Source organism: Flavobacterium sp. (genome assembly GCF_044339515.1).
GTDB lineage: Bacteria > Bacteroidota > Bacteroidia > Flavobacteriales > Flavobacteriaceae > Flavobacterium.
This window is the reverse complement of the sequence record NZ_JBIIVK010000020.1, coordinates 35,305-53,573: the sequence shown is the minus strand read 5'-3', so window position 1 is coordinate 53,573 and position 18,269 is coordinate 35,305. Positions and strand designations below refer to the sequence as shown.

Here is an 18,269-nt window from a genome sequence, read left to right as displayed (position 1 = left end):
AAATGAAGTCTACAAGCTTCTTCACTTCCAAAATTTGCCGTAAAACTGAATAAATTCATCGCTTTTTTTTATCAAATATAAGGCTTTTTATTTAATTATGGGTAATTGCGGACAATCAATTATTTTATTTTAGTTCTAAAATAGAACCAAGTTGCATCATGAAAAATAACATTGGACAAAAAATTAGAAAAGTAAGAGAGCTTAAAGGTTTTACACAAGATTATATGGCAGATAAACTGGCCATTTCACAAAGAGCCTATAGCAAATTAGAAAATAATGAAACAAAATTAGACTGGGAGAAAATAGAATTGGTGTCGTCCGTTTTGGGCGTAGACCCACTTGAACTTGTAACTTTTGATGATAATATGGTTTTTAATAATTGTAATCAATCAGGAAAGCAACATACTTTTAACTATAACTTTTCTGAGGAACTCAAACAAAACTATGAAGAAAGAATAGAACATTTGGAGAAAGAAATTGAGTTTCTGAGAGATTTAGTAAAAAAAATCAAATGTTTAGCTAGCCATAAACAACCGTAGCAAAAATTTCATTTATAAAAAAATGTGTCAATAGTTGACGCATTTTTTTCATTCTTAAAAATTTGCTACAAAAAGTGTAGCGTAAAAATATTTTTTTCAAATTTGCTACAAAGTATTGAATCTTATTTAACGATTAGTTACTTTGAAAGTTATGATTAATTGACGATATTTCTTTATAAACAAGATATCCCGAGTTCATCGGGATTTTTTATAAAACAAAAAAAGAAAGTTAATTTTTTATAACTTCTACACTTTTTTAAAACTAACCAACATGGTCGTGCCTTTGTCTACTTCGGATTGGTAAACTCTTATTTTTCCTTTATGGTATTCTTCCACAATTCGTTTTGTTAGCGAAAGACCTAATCCCCAACCGCGTTTTTTAGTAGTGAAACCAGGCTCGAACACTTTTTTAAATTGATTTTTAGGAATTCCTTTCCCGGAATCGGAGACTAATATTTTAACCTCTTTTTCATCTTCAACAATTGTGAGTGATAGTTTGCCGCGACCTTTCATCGCATCAATAGCATTTTTTACCAAATTTTCAATGGTCCAACTGTGTAGCGTAGGGTTTAAATTTACTAAAATAGTTTTGGTCGGTGCCGAAAATGAAAATTCAACCTGCTTGGAGAAACGTGATTTCAAGTAATCAAACGACTGAATCGTTTCTGTAACCAAATCTAATTTTTCCAGAACCGGTTCAGAGCCAACTTTAGAAAAACGATCGGCAATGGTTTGCAGTCGAGTAATGTCTTTTTCAATTTCTTTAATCGTGTTTTCTTCTACATTCTCAATTTTTAAAATTTCCAACCACCCTATTAATGACGAAAGCGGTGTGCCAATTTGGTGTGCTGTTTCTTTGGCCATTCCCGCCCAAAGTTTGTTTTGGGTGGCAACTTTTGTACTTCTATAGTAATTGTAAACTAAAGCAGTAAAAAGAATAATAATCAGAATTAATGCGAGAGGATAGTATTTCAACTTGTTTAACAGCGACGAATTACCATAATATAAATATTGAAAACGTCCTTTTGCATATTCCATCACGATAGGTTCATTTTCCTTTTTTAATTTTTCAAGATAATTGCGTAAGTTTAAGGTATCATTTTCTTTAATTTCATCGAGATTTGTTTTATTAATGATACTGTCTTTTTCGTTGGTAACAATAATGGGGATGGTAGTGGTATTGCTAATAATTTTCAAAGGCAAGCTAATGTCTTCTTCGTCTGAATTAAAAACAGTGATTTGAGCTTGAGCCCAAAGTTCCATTTTTAAACGTTCGTCTTCTTTAAATTGTTGAAAAAACATATATGTATTCCAAAGAATCAGTGAAACAATCACAAATGATGTGAGAATTAAAAACCAACGGGTTACATTTCTGCTTTCAGAAAATTGCATAAATCTGTATTTAGGATAAAAGTAGTAAAATCTTATGGGAATTGAAAAATTCAATCGGCAAATACTTTTCATTTTTATACATTTGTATAAACTCAGAAGACGATGGTTAGTATTTCTCCAAAAGATGTTTCTCCTTTAAAATTACAAGGTTATTTGCAAAGTTCGGTTGGGCCGAGACCTATTGCGTTTGCCAGTACCGTTGACGCAAATGGCAATCCGAATTTGTCTCCGTTTAGCTTTTTTAATGTGTTTAGTTCCAATCCGCCGATTTTGGTTTTTTCCCCTGCCAGAAGAGTGCGGGATAACACCGTCAAACACACTTTAATTAACTGCGAAGCCACAAAAGAAGTGGTCATTAATGTGGTGAATTTTGATATTGTTCAGCAAATGTCGTTGTCGAGTACAGAATATGCCGATGGAGTAAATGAGTTTCTAAAATCAGGTTTAACCATGTTGCCGTCTGAAGTTGTAAAACCATTTCGTGTTGCCGAAAGTCCGGTGCAATTTGAGTGTAAGGTGAATCAAATCATCAGTCTGGGAACAGAAGGCGGAGCAGGAAATTTAATTATTTGTGAAGTAGTTAAGTTACACATCGATGAGTCTATTTTAGATGAAAATGGCAACATCAATCAGCATAAAATCGATTTGGTTTCCAGAATGGGAGCCAATTGGTATTCGCGTTCCAATCAAGGGCTTTTTGAAATCCCAAAACCATTGGCAACGTTAGGAATTGGAGTCGATCAAATCCCGGATTTTATTAAAGAAAGCCCCGTTTTTAGCGGAAATGATTTAGGAATGTTAGGAAATGTAGAAAGTTTGCCATCAACCGAAGAAATTAATATATTTGTAGATGGAAATATTCAGGTAAAAGGAGTTTTGAGTTCTGCCGATGAAATGAAAGTGCAACAAAAAGCAAAAGAATTCTTGAACAAGCAAGATGCCCTTTCGGCCTGGAAAGTTTTATTAGCCAAACGAGTTTAATATGAGCCAAATTAATAATTTTAAAAATCAAGATCATGGAAGTTTCAGGAAAAATTAAAGTCATTAACCCAGAACAACAAGTTAGTGCATCATTCAGAAAAAGAGAATTAGTGGTTACTACAGAAGAACAGTATCCGCAACATATTATGGTTGAATTCACGCAAGATAAGTGTGATTTACTCAATTCATATAAAGCAGGTGAAGGAGTGAAAGTGTCGATTAATTTGAGAGGAAGAGAATGGGTGAATCCACAAGGAGAAACTAAGTATTTCAACTCTATTCAAGGTTGGAGAATTGAACGTTTGCAAGCAGAAGCTCCTGCTGCTCAAATGCCACCGGTTCCTGCCGCAGAAGCTTTTGAGCCGGCAACCAATTTTAATGAAGAAGAGCACGACGATTTACCATTTTAATTCGTTAAGTATAGAATGAACTAATTCCAAATTCCAATTTTATTTTTTTGGGGTTTGGAATTTCTTTTTTAGACCGTTTAACCGATGTATTTCCTTAGTAAAGAGTTATATTTTCCGCCAGTTTCTGAAGCTTCTTCTGAAGGTATATTGGCCGTTGGAGGCGATTTGAGTTCGGAACGCCTACTTTTGGCTTACAGCAATGGTATTTTCCCATGGTTTGAAGAAGATGAGCCCATTTTATGGTGGAGTCCGCCCCAACGAATGGTAGTAAACCCCAATGAATATAAAACCGCAAAAAGTCTTCGAAATATCTTAAACCGTAAGATTTTTGAGGTTACTTTCAATACAAATTTTTCTGAAGTAATCAAGCATTGTCAAACCATCAAAAGAAAAGGGCAAAAAGGCACTTGGATAACCGATTCAATGTATGAGGCTTATTTGAAATTACACAATTTAGGAATTGCAAAATCCGTTGAAGTGTGGCAACAAGATAAATTAGTTGGCGGATTGTATGGTGTTGATTTAGGAAAAGTTTTTTGTGGTGAAAGTATGTTTTCACTGGTTCCAAACGCAAGTAAAGTCGCTTTCGTTTCTCTAATTGAAAAATTGAAGCAAGAAAATTATCTTTTATTAGATTGTCAAGTACATAATAATCATTTAGAAAAATTAGGTGCGTTTGAAATTACGCGAGACAACTACCTTAAAATATTAAAATCCTCACTTTAACTTCTTTTCCAACAATCTAGAAAATGATCATTCACCATTCCGGTAGCTTGCATGTGAGCATACATCGTTGTTGGTCCGATGAATTTAAAGCCTCGTTTCTTTAAATCTTTACTGATTTTTTCAGCTAATGGACTGTATGCCGGAACTTCCTTAAAAGAAGTGAAATTATTCACGATTGGTTTCCCATCCACATAACTCCAGATAAATTTAGAAAAAGAACCAAATTCTTCCTGCACTTTTATAAATGCTTTTGCATTGCTGATGGCAGAATTTATTTTCAAAGTATTTCGAATAATTCCTGCATCTTTCATCAATTCCTGCACTTCATAATCGCCAAATAAAGCGATTTGTTGGTAATCAAAATTTAGAAATGCTTTTCTGAAATTTTCTCTCTTTTTTAAAATCAAATGCCAACTCACGCCGGCTTGAAAAGTTTCTAAAATTAAAAATTCAAACAGTTTTTGATCATCATAAACAGGTTCGCCCCATTCTTCGTCATGGTAATTACGGTATAAATCATCTTTTTCGCACCAAGCACATCGGTTTTTAGTTGCCATCTTGTTTCATTTATTTAACAAATATAAAAAATCAAAGCTTTAATTTGATATTAATGTTTATTTTGGGGGTTATAACTTAAAAAATGATAAAAATTATACTATAGTGTATAAAAATTAGGGGTTATTAATACATTTGTGTAATAATTAGAAATAATTTAGAGATGAAAATAGGGGTTCCAAAGGAAATTAAAAATAACGAGAGTCGCGTTGGAATGACTCCTGCTGGTGTTTTTGAATTGATTAAAAATAATCATACAGTTTATGTACAACAAGATGCCGGATTTGGTAGTGGTTTTTTTGACACGGATTATGCGGTGGTGGGAGCAATTTTAGTTCCCACTGCGGCAGAAGTCTATGCCAATTCAGATATGATTGTAAAAGTGAAAGAACCCATTGCAGAAGAATATCCATTAATCAAAAAAGGACAAATTGTATTTACGTATTTTCATTTTGCTTCCAGTGAAGAATTAACGATTGCGATGTTGGAATCTAAATCCATTTGCATTGCCTATGAAACGGTGGAAGAAACGGACGGTTCATTGCCTTTGCTCACTCCAATGTCTGAAGTAGCCGGAAGAATGGCTATTCAACAAGGAGCCAAATATTTAGAAAAACCAATTAAAGGTAGAGGTGTTTTATTAGGAGGCGTTCCCGGAGTTCCACCCGGTAAAGTGTTGGTTTTAGGAGCCGGAATTGTTGGGATTCAGGCAGCAAAAATGGCAGCCGGTTTAGGAGCACATGTTACGATTTTAGATATTAATATGAAACGCCTTCGCTATGTAAATGATGTGATGCCAAGTCATGTGGTAACTGAATTTTCCAGTGAATATAACATTAGAAGACATATCAAAAACCACGATTTGATCATCGGTGCGGTTTTAATTCCGGGAGCAAAAGCTCCAAAATTAATTACCAGAGATATGTTAAAAGAAATGCATCCGGGAACAGTAATGGTGGATGTAGCAGTAGACCAAGGCGGTTGTTTTGAAACTACTGTGGCAACCACGCATGAAAACCCAACTTATATTATTGATGATGTTGTGCATTATTGCGTGGCAAATATGCCGGGAGCTGTGCCTTACACGTCAACATTAGCCTTAACGAATGTGACATTGCCATACGTTTTAAAATTAGCCAACTTAGGATGGAAAGCCGCTACAGAACGCTATCCTGATTTGTCCAAAGGACTCAACATTGTTGAGGGAGAAATTGTTTATAAAGAATTAGCAGAAACGTTCAATTTTAGTTAATAGGTTTTATTTGTTTGTTTGTTTAAAAATCCCATCGCAGCCAAGGTGATGGGATTTTGTATTTGTTATGTTTTTGAAATCGTTTGACAATACAATTCCTCCACTTTTTTACGTGCCCAATCTGTTTTTCTCAAAAAAGTTAAACTGGATTTCACAGAAGGGTTTTCGATAAAACATTTAATTTTTATTTTTTGGCTTAACGTTTCAAAACCATAAAATTCAACTAAAAATTCTACTATGGTTTGTAGTGTTTTTCCATGAAGCGGATCGGAGTTTTTCATTAGAAAAATTTGAATTAATCACCAGTCTAAAAGCCATTAAATAAAAAAGGATTTATACCGGTGTGCTTTATTTTTTCGAAACTTGCCCGATAATGTTTTTCGTTGATTGATTTCAAAATAGTTCGATCTATCAAATCACTCAATTCTTCGTCTTCATCAATGACATTACTTCCATAGTATTTAAAAGCCAAAGGATTAATTTTTTCATTCTCCATTACAAAAGCCAGTGTATGCAGAATTTCTCCTGAAGTTATATAATCGGTGGCTTCTTGTTTTGTTTTATAAAAGTAATAGGTGACTTCTCTTTCGTTTTGAATCAATTTTCTTTTTTCAATAAAACTGAGCGAATCTTTTGCTTTCAAATTTTGTAAATTAGAAATGGCAGCAAGTGCAATCTCATCGTCTGAAAAAGTAATAAGGTCTTTTTTATTCTTGTTTAAAAGTAAATTAACGGTTAAAAAGCGTGTCTCCGGTTTCGAAAGAGCTTCTTTGATATCATTTTCAGAAAAAATATCGTTAACAATTCCCAATCTAATTAACTCAATATTCAATTCTTCAATGTTTAGTTTTTTTGCGTTTGTCAATACATCGATTGCTTCTTTATTTTTTGGGAAATAACTAAGAAAGTTGATATACGGAATAAAATCATCCACAATGGTTCTGTCGGAATAGCTGTCCAATTCATCATCGGTTGTTTCATCCGTTGCATTTTTCTTATTCCAACTCAATAGTCTTTTATAATCCAGTTTTGCATTGGTTAGTATCATTTTCAAATTTGATTCCGCTTTTTTAGCTGGGATTAAATTTTTTTCCAACAAAGTATTGTAAAAGCTAATAATTGGTTTACTGTATTCCTTCACTGAATAAAATTGAAATATTTTTGGAAAAAGTTCTTTGCTGTTTTCCGCATCCTTTTCAAAATAATAGAAGAGACTACTAATTTCATATTCCAGTTCTGAAATAGGTAATGAAAATTCCATTAGCTCCATTATTTTTTGATATGCTGCTTTGTTTTTTTGTTCGCTGATTGTTTTTAAAATACTCAATTGAACATTGGATTGCGTTTCTTCTTTTTTATAGTAGTCTGTTAAAAACGGAATCACTCGATCGTCTTGAATATCACCCATTTTAGCAATCAAAGCTTCCACAACATTATTTTCACTCTGTTTAAACTTAAACGTTGTTAGAAATTCTTTGAGCATATCAAAATCTTCTTTTACTAGATTAAGTTGATAGACATCGTTTATGGCAGTAGCTCTAATCGTGTCTTTTTCACTTTTCACCTCGTCAATAAACAATTTTAATTTGTTCATTTCGGCTAGACTATCTTTCTTTTTGGTGATTTCTATTGAATTAAAAGTATTTTCTATAAAAGCGTCATCATTATTGTAGTCTTTATTTACCAGCGTTTTTAGTCGATAATAGTTGTTTTCTTTAAAAAGAACTTTGTGTTTTACTGCTTGCGTAGCATTTGGTTTAGACACGATTGCATTAAAGACATATGTGTTTGTATTCTCATTAAATTCAAAATTTTCTGAAATTATTTCATAGTTGGTTTCGTTTTTACCAATCAGCTTATTCCATAACGAAAAAGATAATCCTTTTTTGGTGTATAACGAATAATTCAACAACGAGGGGGGAAAGCTGTAATACATTTCATCATCATCTTCATAATAGTTTTCGTCATCGTAAGCATATTCTTTATTCAAAAAATACTTTTTTACGTTGGCCTTTAATGTGTCAATTGGAATTGAGTTGGCAAAACGATGTTTTTTATTGTGCTCCAAAAAGATTGTTCTTCCGGTTTCTGAATTAAAAGTATGATTTTTGAATAATAAGTTGTTGTTTTTGTTTTGATTACTTACAAATAACGATTCGTTTTCTTTATAAGGAATGTTGATTTTGAATTCGGCTATACTATCGGTAAAGATTTCTGTTTTAGATTTATATTTTGGTTGGTCTATTTTGAAGGAATCAAAAAAGCGTTTTTTGTTTTTGTCAGAAACACTTACGGTTCCTAACAAATAGTATTTGTTGCCGTTGATGATAGTTTTTAGATTAATATTTTTGTCTCCAATTTTTGAACTGGAAGTGAACGAATTAGAGACCTTATCGTGATTTGATTCCACAATTTTTGTATCGTGTTGCAAATAAAATTCATAGTGAATTTGGTTGTGTTCAAAAGAAGCGTCTTCTAAATTAGAAACATTGTTTAATGTTTTTTCAGTTAAAAAATAATAGCCTTTTTCAGTAGAATCATACGCTTGAATGTCAATGTTATTAATTTCTTCTGCTGAATTTCCATAGACAAAATTAAAAGAAGGAATTTCTACCAAAAAGCCACCTTTTTCAGGATTAAATTGATTCCAATTTGTATTGAATTCTTTTAATTTGATGGAGTTGAATACATCATTTTCGAATTGACGAACATAATTTCCCGGACCAATCATTGAGACAGCAATCAATTCCAATGGTGTTATATAAAAACGATACCGTTGGTTTTTTCCGGTTTTTGAAACATTCTTGATATCATAACCCGAATAATGTTCCGTTTGGAAGAACTTTTTCTCCAAAATTTCCCCCGGAATATTTTCATAGAATAAACTATCCAACGATTTTGGATTATACGCTTCATTGTTTTTATTTAAAAAATAATTCAACGGAATTCGTTTGATGTTGATTACTCCGCCATTTGTGAAATCAGGACTTCCGGTGTTTTGAAATTCATTTATGACGTTTTTGGTCAAAGGCATTTCAATCATTCCATCTCGAATTGTGGTCATTACAAAACCTGGATTAGGGAAATAGGTTTCGATATCTTTTTTAGTTTTTTGACCTATTGAAGTAAGCGTATCAAAAATTGGTGTTACAGTGTATCCTTTCCCTCTCAAAAGTTCTATCATTCCCTCTTTTCCGGCAAGATGTGCAGCTCCAACAGCAGAAAAGAGACTACCTTTTTTAATTAATTCATCGATGCTGTTGGCCATGATTTTGTTGCGATTTACAATCAATGCATCATGAGCTTTTTTTGGAAAAATTAGCTTATAAATCGAATCCAGCATTACGACATCTTTTTCTCGATAATATTCATTGAGTACGGTTATAAAAGGTCTGTTTTTAAAAATTTTAGTCAGTATTTGAATGTTTTCATCTACTGGTTTTACATCTTCTTCGTTTATTTTCATCAGTTGGATGATGGATTCTTTTGCATCTTCTAAACCAACAATTTCTTTTTTATACTTTCTTCCGGTTTGGTAAATAAACATATCTAAAACCGTATCTTCTTGAAAATCGGCTGTTTTTCCCTCCATAGAAGACAACATATTGCTGAAATAATTGTTGTTGTTCTCAAAGATGGTTTTAATTAATTCTTTTTTAACCGGCTTTTTGTAAAAGGTTGAATAGGCATTGAAGGAACTTCCGATTTCATTTTCTGACAAAAGGTTGGTGATATCACCCCAAGTTTCAGGATCACTTTCGTTTCCAACCATATCAGAAGCCAATAAGTTTTTAAAAAAAGCATCTGAAAGATGATAAGAAACTTTTTCACTTACATGCATGGTTCCATACAAATAGGATTTTTTTGTGAGTCCGTTTCCGGATATTTCCCAAAACAATGTTTTTTCGTTTTGAGCGAAAGAATAGCAACTTAAAAACAGAAACGAAAGTAGAAATATTTTTTTCAAAGCAATTTATTTTGATAGTAAACAAATATAAATAGAAAAACGGCATCTCAAAATTGAAATGCCGTTTATATGCTAGTTAAATTCAGTTTTTAAACTGAAAATGGTATTATCCTAAAGTAACTCTTTTGAAACCTGTAATTTCAACGTTGAAACCTTTCACATAATCACTCACTTTTTTACTGTCATCTTTAATGAAGTTTTGATCTAACAGAGCTTTTTCTTGATCTAAAGTGGTGTTGTCAGAGATAAAACGTTGAATTTTACCCGGAATGATTTTGTCCCAAATTTGCTCTGGTTTTCCTTCCGCTTTTAATTCTGCTTTAGCATCTTCTTCAGCTTGTTTTAAAACTTCTTCTGTTAATTGAGAGAAAGAAATATATTTAGGAACATTTTTCAATGTTTTTCCTAAACGAGCTGCTTCTTCATTTTCTTTTTCGATAATTGCAATACGAGCAGCAAGTTCAGAAGCAACGAAAGCAGGATCAAAATCTTTATACGATAAAGTATCCGCTCCCATTGAAGCTACTTGCATAGAGATGTCTTTGGTTAAAACTTCTGCATCTGCAATTGCTGATGAAATAGCAGTTAAAGCAGCAATTTTGTTCACGTGTACATACGATCCAACAAAAGAACCTTCTAAAATTTCAAAACCACCAATTTCAATTTTTTCCCCGATAACTCCGGTTTGCTCAATTAATTTTTCAGCAACGGTCATGTTTCCGTCAAATGAAGAAGCTAAAAATTCTTCTTTAGAAGAAAAGTTGATTGCTTTTTCTACTAATTGTTTAGCCAAAGAAACGAACGATTCGTTTTTACCTACAAAATCTGTTTCACAGTTTAAAGTAATAACAGCACCTTTGGTTTTGTCTGCATTTATAAAAGCAACAGCAGCACCTTCACTAGACTCACGGTCAGAACGGTTAGCAGCAACTTTTTGCCCTTTTTCTCTAAGGATTTGTATAGCTTTATCGAAATCTCCTTCAGCTTCAACCAAAGCTTTTTTACAGTCCATCATTCCGGCACCTGTAGTTTGTCTTAATTTATTTACGTCTGCAGCAGTAATTGTTGCCATTTTGTATCTATTTTTAAGTTTAAAATTTTTTTTGTAAAAAAACAAATTCCGATAATCAAATTCCAAATTCCAATTTTATTAAATCATCAATTTTAAGAGAGACAATTTGTTGGAACTTGGAATTTTTCCTATCGGAATTTATATTATTTATTCTTCTGAAGTTGTTTTAGCTTCTTCTGCTTCCACTGCTGGAGCAGCTTCTACTGCTACTACTTCTTCTACTGTATCTTCTGCAACATCTGCATCTTTTTCAGATCCTCTTTCAGAAAGACCTTCGATGATAGCACCGGTTACTAAAGATAAAATTTTATCGATTGATTTAGAAGCATCATCATTAGCCGGGATAACGTACTCTACTTCACGTGGGTCAGAGTTGGTGTCAACCATAGCAAAAACTGGAATGTTTAATTTTTGAGCTTCTTTTACTGCGATGTGTTCAGCTTTGATATCTACTACAAATAATGCAGCAGGTAATCTAGACATGTCAGCGATAGAACCTAAGTTCTTCTCTAGTTTAGCACGAAGACGATCTACTTGAAGTCTTTCTTTTTTAGAAAGTGTATTAAAAGTGCCATCTTTCTTCATTCTATCAATAGAAGCCATTTTTTTAACAGCTTTACGGATAGTCACGAAGTTAGTAAGCATACCACCAGGCCATCTTTCCGTGATATACGGCATGTTCGCTGCAGCAGCTTTTTCGGCTACGATATCTTTTGCTTGTTTTTTGGTAGCTACGAAAAGTACTTTTCTACCGGATGCTGCAATTTTTTTCAAGGCTTCATTAGCCTCTTCAATTTTAGCAGCAGTTTTATATAGGTTAATGATATGAATACCATTACGTTCCATATAAATGTAAGGAGCCATGTTCGGATCCCATTTACGAGTCATGTGTCCAAAATGAACACCAGCCTCTAATAAGTCTTTAACTTCAACTTTGTTTGCCATTTTTGTACTAGTTTACGTTCTGTTGATTAGCAATAATGGAGTAGCGATTACTCTGGTCTTCATTATTTAGATGCTAAACTAATTTTCCGATCGCATCGGAATAATAACAACAATAACTTTTTTAATAATAATTTTGTAAATCGATTAACGTTTAGAGAATTGGAATCTCTTACGAGCTTTCTTCTGTCCAAATTTCTTACGTTCTACCATTCTTGGATCTCTTGTTAGCAATCCTTCTGGTTTCAAGATAGCTCTGTTTTCAGCTTCTACCTCACACATTGCTCTTGCAATAGCCATTCTCACAGCTTCTGCTTGCCCTGTTGAACCACCACCATACACATTTACTTTTACGTCAAAGTTCGTTGCATTTTCTGTCATTGACATTGGTTGCATCACTTTGTACTGTAAAGTAGCTGTTGGGAAGTAGTTTTCAAATTCTCTTTTGTTTACGGTGATTTTTCCTGTTCCTTCAGAAACATAAACACGTGCCACAGCACATTTTCTTCTACCGATTTTGTGAATAACTCCCATTACTTTAGATCGTTTAAGTTAACGGTTTTTGGTTGTTGAGCCGCATGTTTGTGCTCAATACCAACATTTACATTTAAATTGCGGAATAGTTGAGCACCTAATTTGTTTTTAGGTAACATTCCTTTTACAGCCTTTTCTACTAAAGTTGCAGGGTTTTTTTGTTGCAATACTTTAGCCGTTAGGCTTCTTTGTCCACCTGGGTAACCTGTGTGACGGATGTACGTTTTGTCATCCAACTTGTTACCAGTCAGGTTGATTTTTTCTGCGTTGATAACGATTACGTTATCACCACAATCAACGTGCGGAGTATAACTAGGCTTGTATTTACCTCTCAATAGCATCGCTACTTTTGAAGCTAAACGACCTAAGTTATGACCCTCAGCATCTACAACAATCCACTGCTTATCTGCGGTAGCTTTGTTGGCTGAAACTGTCTTGTAGCTTAATGTGTTCACAATAATTTATTTTAATTAAACATTCCATCCCCAATAAAGGGGTTGCAAAAGTACAATTAATTATGATAAAAGCAAATAGCAATTTGAGATTATTTTGTAAGACTTATTTTTATCATTATAATTTCGCTAATACTACTGATTTTAAAGGTCTAACTAATGGATTTTTTTTGAATTAATTGAGATCATTTCAAACTCATTTAATTGAAATTTTATAACAATTATCAATTTTCATCCTCAGATAAACGTCAAACACTGCAAATCTATTTATTATTTTACTATTTTTACGTCTAAATTCAAAAGGTATGAAGCCAAAAGCCACTTTAAAACAAATTTCAAAAGATTTAGGAATTTCCGTTTCCACGGTTTCTAAAGCGTTGAGTGATAGTCATGAAATTAGTGAACCTACTAAAATCAGGGTACAAGAGTATGCTAAGCTTCAGAACTACAAGCCGAATACGATGGCTAAGAATTTGAAAAATCAACGTACAAATACAATTGGAGTTATTATTCCTAATATTTTAAATCCTTTTTTTGCTAAAGTGTTCAGCGGAATCGAAAAGAAAGCCAACGAAAAAGGTTACAATGTTATCACTTATATTTCCAACGAATCCCATAACAAAGAAAAACAAGCAATGGATCTGTTGAGTAATGGAACAGTTGATGGTTTTATTCTTTCGGTTGCAGAAGAATCACAAGCTAAAAATGTTTCCTCACACTTTAAAGAAATACTTCGAGAAGGATTGCCAATTGTGATGTTTGATCGCATCATGGAAGATGTCAATTGTGATAAAGTGATTGTAGATGATTTTGAATCTTCGATTGAAGCTGTCAATCATTTATTGAAAATAGGTTGTAAAAATATCGCCTTACTTTCTTGTATTGATAATTTAAGTGTGGGAAAACATCGTGCGTTGGGTTATGAAAGAGCTTTGCAAGACAATAAAATAAGCATTAACAATAAGCATATCATCATTACCGACACTCAAGAAGATTTTGATGCCCGTTTAGAAAAATTAATAGCCTCAAAAGAAGTAGATGGAATTTTGGCTGTTGATGAACATTCTTCTACCATGGCGATGAAAATTGCCATTCAAAAAGGAATAAAAATACCGGAAGAATTGTGTGTTATTGGATTTGCAGACGGCGTTTGGTCACGTAGATTAACACCAAGTTTATCTACCATCAGCCAACACGGACCTGAAATTGGTGAAGAAGCCGCCAAACTTCTTATCGAAAAACTCGAACGAAAACAAGAAACACCAACGTATAAAACTACGGTTGTAAAAACGGAGTTGAGACAACGGGATTCTACGAGGAGGGTGTAAGGTCAATTTTATGAGAAAGAAATTCAAAATTTTACTGCTTTCATTCATTTTCTTTTTGAATTTTAATAGCAATAATTTACATTGTCAAGTCATTGTAAAAAATGATTGTGACACTGAAATATTTTCAAAAGTTGAATTTGATAAATGTTTAACTGATGAAGTTTGGAAAGATGATATTATTGTCAATACAAATTACATCATTAAGTTTAAAACAAGTTTACTTCCTAAGTATCGTAGATTAAGAAAAGAATTAACACTTCCTATTGAACTTCAAAGTTCGTTGCAGCAACTAAAAAAGACTTATGATTCAGTATTAGTTAAGAAAACTAGCATTTTTCTTATTGATATGGATAAAAACCAACAATATATCCAACCAAAAGCATATCTATCCTCACTTATTTCTTTACAAACTTTTAACTTTTATCCAGATGTTTATGCTATTCTTCTCAATGATATACATTTACAATTAAAGCCAATAACTTCAAAAGAAGATATAACTATTTTTAATATACTTGTAGATGATGTGTTTAAAGCTATTCCAAATGAGTTATTTAAAAGATTGGTAGAAATTACTACATCTTTTTCAAATGAAAATGCTAAACTAATGAAGGAAGGTTTTTCATCGTTATTTCAGGGAAAACAGAGCGAAAAGGACTTAGAGAAATATAGAATTATAAATTTCCTTTTATGGTTAGAGGATGTTTAGAAATTTATATAATTTGTAGGTTCAGGTTTATGGGAAGTAAATGTTAGTGTTAAAATTTCAATAAAGACTTTATTCTCCAAAACAAAGAATTAAAAAATATCATTAAAAATACAACAATTCCAATAATTGCAATGTTATCAACCAAACGCATATATCTTAAATTATCATAAAACAAACAACAAAAAGCGATTAAGATAAAATGTATTATTGAAAGATGGTAATTAGTTTTTACTTTGATGATGGCTAGAAACAAATATCCAATGAAAAAAGCAAAAACAATATATTTAACGTAATACATCGTAAATCCTGAAATGTCATAAGCCCAGCCCACTGTTTTATTAATTCCATAATTTTCAATTTCTGAAAATCTTACTAATAAAGGTAAACAAAAAAGTATGATAAGATACATTTTTGTTTCAAAGAGATTCTTCACTTTCATACCTTATTGTTTATTGAAATACTTTGTTCAACAATTTAACTGCCTACTAAAAACTGCTTACTGAACACTAAAATCAATGAGCCTCCAACCAATTTCTCCCCATTCCCAATTCCACATCCAACGGAACAGCTAATGTAAATGCGTTTTCCATTTCGTACTTAATCATCGGTTGAATTTTTTCTAATTCCGAATTGTGCACATCAAACACCAACTCATCGTGTACTTGCAATAACATTTTGGATTGCCAATTTTCGTTAACCAATCGTTTGTAAATGTCAATCATCGCAATTTTGATGATATCTGCGGCAGAACCTTGAATGGGAGCGTTCACAGCATTTCGCTCGGCACCGCTTCGCACCATTGCATTGGCGGAATTGATGTCTTTTAAATAACGTCGTCTTCCTAAAACGGTTTGAACGTAACCGTGTTCTCTCGCAAAATCAACTTGGTTCGCCATGTAGGCTTTCAATTTTGGATAAGTGGCATAATAGGCATCAATCAACTCCGCACTTTCTTTTCGGGATAAATTGGTTTGGTTGGAAAGTCCGAATGCCGAAACACCATAAATGATACCGAAATTGACCGTTTTGGCATTGCTTCGTTGTTCTTTGGTGACTTCTTCCAAGGGAACATTGAATACTTTTGCAGCCGTACTTTTGTGAATATCTTCGTTGTTTTGAAAGGCTTTAATCATATTTTCTTCGCCTGATAAAGCGGCAATAATGCGAAGTTCTATTTGCGAATAATCGGCAGAAACTAAGGTGTAATTTTCATCTCTGGCAATAAATGCTTTTCGGATTAATCGACCTCTTTCGGTTCGAATCGGAATGTTCTGCAAATTCGGATTGTTGGAACTTAATCGTCCGGTTGCGGCAACCGTTTGCATATAATCGGTGTGAACGCGTTGCGTTTTTGGATCTACTTGATTCGGCAACGCATCTATATAGGTACTTTGCAATTTCACCATTTGTCGCCATTCCAAAATGTCTTTCACAATTTGGTGTTCGTTCACTAAATAACTCAACACTTCCTCACCCGTAGCATATTGTCCTGTTTTGGTTTTCTTTTGTTTGGCTCCACCGATTTTTAATTTATCAAATAAAATATCGCCCAATTGTTTTGGAGAAGCCAAATTGAATTTTTCACCGGCCGTTTCATAGATTTTTTGCTCAAATTCAGTGATATCTTTTTGCATATCCACTGACATTTTTTTCAGAAAATCAACATCCAATCGAATGCCTTCAGATTCCATTGCCGCTAAAACGGGAATTAACGGAATTTCGATTTCATCAAACAATTTCTTTGTTTCAGCTTTGTCTAATATAGGACTGAAAACTTCTTTCAATTGTAAAGTAATATCAGCATCTTCGGCAGCATATTCTTTGATTTCCTCCAAATTCACATTTCGCATCGAAAGTTGGTTTTTCCCTTTTTTACCAATTAAGGTTTCAATGGATTTTGGCGAATATTTTAAATACGTTTCCGATAAAATATCCATGTTGTGACGCATATCCGGATTGATCAAATAATGAGCAATCATCGTATCGAATAATTTCCCTTTAACCGAAATACCATAATTCGCTAAAATTTTCAAATCATATTTGATGTTCTGACCGATTTTTTCAATCGTTTCACTTTCAAAAAAAGGTCTGAATTTTTCAATTAATTGTTGAGCTTCTTCCTGATTTTCAGGAAAGGGAACGTAGAATGCTTTTCCTTTTTCCCACGAAAGTGCCAAACCAACCAATTCGGCATTCAACGCATCAATTCCGGTGGTTTCGGTATCAAAACAAACCGAAGTTTGGTTCATTAAATTTTGCAAAAGTAATTTTACTGGCAAATCACCTTGCACACTTTGGTAAAAATGTTCGGTTGTTTCTAACGTGGCATAAAATGAATTTGTTCTTACTTCATCCGAATCATCATCACTAAAACCAAACAAATCAAATTGCTCTTCGTTTGATTTTTTTGCAACTGGTTTCTTTTGAAATTGATTTTTGCCATTGTCATTACCACTGTCATTGCCATTTGTGTCGATTTCGTCGTATTCTTTTCCACTACCAAACAGTTTATCAAATTGAGTTTTCATTTGTCTAAACTCAAGTTCCTGAAAAATCTCATCTGTTTTTTGCACATCCGGTTTAGAAAGTTCAAAATCTTCAGCATTAAAAGTTACCGGACAATCAAGTAAAATTCGAGCCAGTTTTTTGGATAAAATTCCAAGTTCTTTATTCTTTTCAATTTTATCTTTTAAAGCACCTTTTAATTTATCGGTGTTTTCCAGAAGATTTTCCATCGAACCAAATTCCTTCAATAACTTTTTGGCAGTTACTTCTCCCACTCCTGGAAAACCCGGTATATTATCGGCAGAATCGCCCATCATTCCCAAATAATCAATGACTTGTTCCGGTCGTTCAATTTCAAATTTGGCCAGAACTTCGGGAATTCCCCAAATTTCAATATCATTCCCCATTCGGGCGGGTTTGTACATAAAAATATTTTCGGAAACCAACTGAGCAAAATCTTTATCAGGCGTGACCATAAAAACTTGGAAACCTTCTTTTTCGGCTTGTTTGGCTAATGTTCCAATTAAATCATCGGCTTCAAAACCTGCTTTTTCCATAATCGGAATTTGCATCGCTTTCAACAATTCTTGAATATAAGGAACTGCAATTTTGATGGCTTCGGGCGTTTCGTCTCGATGAGCTTTGTACTCTTGATACATTTCATAACGGTAATCGCTTCCGCCTTTATCAAACGCCACCGCAAGATGATCGGGTTTTTCACGACGAATAACATCCATTAAAGAATTCATAAATCCCATGATTGCTGAGGTATCCATTCCTTTGGAGTTGATTCGTGGATTTTTGATAAAAGCATAATACCCACGAAAAATTAAAGCGTAAGCATCAAGAAGGAAAAGGCGTTTTTGCGTTGACATAATTCTAATATATTGAAGATTTCAAAGATACAT

Annotated in this window: 17 protein-coding genes; 7 read left to right on the top strand and 10 right to left on the bottom strand. The window is 33.3% G+C overall.

Annotated features, from left to right (window positions below; all coding sequences use genetic code 11):
* Window positions 1–158 precede the first annotated feature (158 nt).
* Window positions 159–539, top strand: coding sequence for a helix-turn-helix domain-containing protein (locus ACIQ0M_RS07435; protein WP_396151222.1), 381 nt, complete (start codon window positions 159–161; stop codon window positions 537–539).
* A 246-nt stretch (window positions 540–785) separates the two neighbouring features.
* Here ACIQ0M_RS07435 and ACIQ0M_RS07430 read toward each other — a convergent pair whose 3' ends face one another.
* Complete coding sequence (locus tag ACIQ0M_RS07430; protein WP_396151221.1) at window positions 786–1,931, bottom strand: sensor histidine kinase; 1,146 nt, start codon at window positions 1,929–1,931, stop codon at window positions 786–788.
* A gap of 102 nt (window positions 1,932–2,033) precedes the next feature.
* On the opposite strand from ACIQ0M_RS07430, the gene ACIQ0M_RS07425 reads away from it, so the two are divergent.
* The 3 genes from ACIQ0M_RS07425 to aat all read left to right on the top strand — a co-directional run bounded on the left by ACIQ0M_RS07425 (window position 2,034) and on the right by aat (window position 4,048).
* Entirely contained in the window at window positions 2,034–2,912 is an 879-nt protein-coding gene (locus ACIQ0M_RS07425) for a flavin reductase family protein (protein ID WP_396151220.1), read from the top strand.
* A gap of 35 nt (window positions 2,913–2,947) precedes the next feature.
* On the top strand, window positions 2,948–3,322 hold the full coding sequence (locus ACIQ0M_RS07420) for a DUF3127 domain-containing protein (protein WP_396151219.1): 375 nt from the start codon (window positions 2,948–2,950) through the stop codon (window positions 3,320–3,322).
* Between the two features lie 84 nt (window positions 3,323–3,406).
* Window positions 3,407–4,048 (top strand): leucyl/phenylalanyl-tRNA--protein transferase, encoded by a 642-nt coding sequence (aat, locus tag ACIQ0M_RS07415; protein WP_396151218.1) that lies wholly within the window; start codon window positions 3,407–3,409, stop codon window positions 4,046–4,048.
* Here aat and ACIQ0M_RS07410 read toward each other — a convergent pair.
* Entirely contained in the window at window positions 4,045–4,605 is a 561-nt protein-coding gene (locus ACIQ0M_RS07410; RefSeq protein ID WP_396151217.1) for a DNA-3-methyladenine glycosylase I, read from the bottom strand. The two genes, aat and ACIQ0M_RS07410, sit on opposite strands and share 4 nt — an antisense overlap.
* Window positions 4,606–4,766: 161 nt before the next feature.
* Here ACIQ0M_RS07410 and ald point away from each other — a divergent pair, with 161 nt between their 5' ends.
* On the top strand, window positions 4,767–5,855 hold the full coding sequence (gene ald, locus ACIQ0M_RS07405; RefSeq protein ID WP_396151216.1) for an alanine dehydrogenase: 1,089 nt from the start codon (window positions 4,767–4,769) through the stop codon (window positions 5,853–5,855).
* A gap of 65 nt (window positions 5,856–5,920) precedes the next feature.
* Here the strand turns inward: ald and ACIQ0M_RS07400 are convergent, their stop codons facing one another.
* The 6 genes from ACIQ0M_RS07400 to rplM all read right to left on the bottom strand — a co-directional run bounded on the left by ACIQ0M_RS07400 (window position 5,921) and on the right by rplM (window position 12,825).
* Window positions 5,921–6,136 carry a VF530 family DNA-binding protein gene (locus ACIQ0M_RS07400; RefSeq protein WP_396151215.1) on the bottom strand — a complete coding sequence of 72 codons (216 nt, stop codon included), beginning with the start codon at window positions 6,134–6,136 and terminating at the stop codon, window positions 5,921–5,923.
* Between the two features lie 26 nt (window positions 6,137–6,162).
* A complete protein-coding gene (locus ACIQ0M_RS07395; protein ID WP_396151214.1) occupies window positions 6,163–9,822 on the bottom strand; it encodes a TraB/GumN family protein in 3,660 nt (1,219 codons plus the stop codon).
* A gap of 106 nt (window positions 9,823–9,928) precedes the next feature.
* Window positions 9,929–10,894, bottom strand: coding sequence for a translation elongation factor Ts (gene tsf / locus ACIQ0M_RS07390; protein WP_396151213.1), 966 nt, complete (start codon window positions 10,892–10,894; stop codon window positions 9,929–9,931).
* Window positions 10,895–11,041: 147 nt separating this feature from the next.
* Window positions 11,042–11,839 carry a 30S ribosomal protein S2 gene (rpsB, locus tag ACIQ0M_RS07385; RefSeq protein WP_396151212.1) on the bottom strand — a complete coding sequence of 266 codons (798 nt, stop codon included), beginning with the start codon at window positions 11,837–11,839 and terminating at the stop codon, window positions 11,042–11,044.
* Between the two features lie 144 nt (window positions 11,840–11,983).
* The gene (gene rpsI, locus ACIQ0M_RS07380) at window positions 11,984–12,370 is read right to left on the bottom strand and encodes a 30S ribosomal protein S9 (protein ID WP_129463372.1); all 387 of its coding nucleotides are present in this window, start codon (window positions 12,368–12,370) and stop codon (window positions 11,984–11,986) included.
* On the bottom strand, window positions 12,370–12,825 hold the full coding sequence (rplM, locus tag ACIQ0M_RS07375; protein WP_396151211.1) for a 50S ribosomal protein L13: 456 nt from the start codon (window positions 12,823–12,825) through the stop codon (window positions 12,370–12,372). The genes rpsI and rplM overlap by 1 nt, the downstream gene beginning before the upstream one ends.
* 302 nt (window positions 12,826–13,127) lie before the next feature.
* Here rplM and ACIQ0M_RS07370 point away from each other — a divergent pair, with 302 nt between their 5' ends.
* Together ACIQ0M_RS07370 and ACIQ0M_RS07365 are read left to right on the top strand one after the other, a co-directional pair.
* The gene (locus tag ACIQ0M_RS07370; RefSeq protein WP_396151210.1) at window positions 13,128–14,150 is read left to right on the top strand and encodes a LacI family DNA-binding transcriptional regulator; all 1,023 of its coding nucleotides are present in this window, start codon (window positions 13,128–13,130) and stop codon (window positions 14,148–14,150) included.
* A 10-nt stretch (window positions 14,151–14,160) separates the two neighbouring features.
* The gene (locus ACIQ0M_RS07365) at window positions 14,161–14,856 is read left to right on the top strand and encodes a hypothetical protein (RefSeq protein ID WP_396151209.1); all 696 of its coding nucleotides are present in this window, start codon (window positions 14,161–14,163) and stop codon (window positions 14,854–14,856) included.
* A gap of 49 nt (window positions 14,857–14,905) precedes the next feature.
* On the opposite strand, the gene ACIQ0M_RS07360 is transcribed toward ACIQ0M_RS07365, so the two are convergent.
* Both ACIQ0M_RS07360 and polA read right to left on the bottom strand, forming a co-directional pair.
* Window positions 14,906–15,265, bottom strand: coding sequence for a hypothetical protein (locus tag ACIQ0M_RS07360; protein WP_396151208.1), 360 nt, complete (start codon window positions 15,263–15,265; stop codon window positions 14,906–14,908).
* Window positions 15,266–15,368: 103 nt separating this feature from the next.
* Complete coding sequence (polA, locus tag ACIQ0M_RS07355) at window positions 15,369–18,236, bottom strand: DNA polymerase I (RefSeq protein ID WP_396151207.1); 2,868 nt, start codon at window positions 18,234–18,236, stop codon at window positions 15,369–15,371.
* Window positions 18,237–18,269 lie beyond the last annotated feature (33 nt).